General features: G+C 59.1%; 1 pseudogene. It reads left to right on the forward strand.

The features are described 5' to 3' along the window. The first annotated feature begins 723 nt into the window (after nt 1-723). A pseudogene (locus X751_RS1000000168380) lies at nt 724-1,034 on the forward strand (type II toxin-antitoxin system RelE/ParE family toxin). Nucleotides 1,035-1,324: the final 290 nt, after the last annotated feature.

Below are 1,324 nucleotides of genomic sequence, written 5' to 3' on the forward strand. Positions count from 1 at the left end.
TGCTCTCCTTGCAAAGGGCCGAAAGTGTAACCCATGTCTCCGGAATGAACTGTCACCCATCTCTCGGGAAGGGCAAAGCCGCTTCACGCGGGCTTTTTGCGTTCGGACCGTGATCGATGGCGATTTTAACCTGCACCAGGGGTCGGAAGCAGGCGAAGCCGACCGTGGGACAGAAAAGCCAAATCATGACCCCCAACCGCCCGCAGCTCGCAGGCCTTTTGTATTCGGCACCTTTGCCCACGCGAAGCCGGTTGGCTCCCGGCTCTGTCAGCGCGGCAACCGCCACGCGCCGGCGCGATGGTGACCGGACGCTTTGGATCCTGCAAAACCAGGCGACGAACCATTCTCTCGCCACCAGATCTTGGAAAACGAACCGTGATCGTGCGCTTCCAATCATTGCTATTATTGCTACCGGGCTTGATCGGCGCCATAATCTTCCAGGAGGTTGCCGTGCCCGACTACGCTCTGAACGAACCACTATGAGAGCTTCATCAGGAAGCAGCTCGAATCAGGCCGCTACAACAATGCCTGAGATGTTCGCGCCGGCCTACGTATGCTCGAGGATTTCGAGGCGGAGCGGGAAAGATGGTTGCGCGAGGAGGTTCCGGCGCGCCTGACCGAGCTCCGGCAGGATTCGGCTAAACTAAGGGCATCCCTGTCGAGACAGTTTTTTCGCGGCTCGAGGCGCGTCATCACGCGAAGCAGGCGAAAGCCAAATAGGCAATGGAGTACCGCATTGTCTTCCACCCCAAGGCGGAAACTGAACTCGACCAGCTCTATGACGACATAGCCGACCCGTGCGTCGCCGGCGATCGCTTGGAATTTCGTTGTCGGCATCCGCGACCATTGCCTGAGCGTGTCGACTTTTCCACAGTGCGGCACAGAGCGGGTCGAGATCATGCCTGGTCCGCGGATCATCGGCTGGCGACGTGCCGTCAGCATTGCTTTCGCAGTCGATGCCGAACGGGTCTGGTCCTGGGTATTTTTTCGCCGGCCGCAACATCACGGCGGAATTGCTGGAAGGCCGGCTCTGAAGCGCTGCTTAGGCTGGCGTGGGGATCGACACTCGCCAGGAGGCGATTCTCAGGCCGATGGCACGCACCTGCCGCCGCCTAGAGGTGGGAGCTTGGTAGAAGAGTGATCCTCAGCGGAACACCACTCACAATTTCAGCCAAGCCAGCTCACGAATTTCCGCCCCGTGGATATCTCCACGAGAAATCGAAAAAACATCGTCGATGACTGTTGACAGTTCTGGTTGGTGGCGACTATATACGCCTCACGAACGAGGGCGGTGCGCCGCTGGCGGCGAAAGATCGGAAGAGCG

Source organism: Mesorhizobium sp. LNJC394B00, from assembly GCF_000502555.1.
GTDB lineage: Bacteria > Pseudomonadota > Alphaproteobacteria > Rhizobiales > Rhizobiaceae > Mesorhizobium.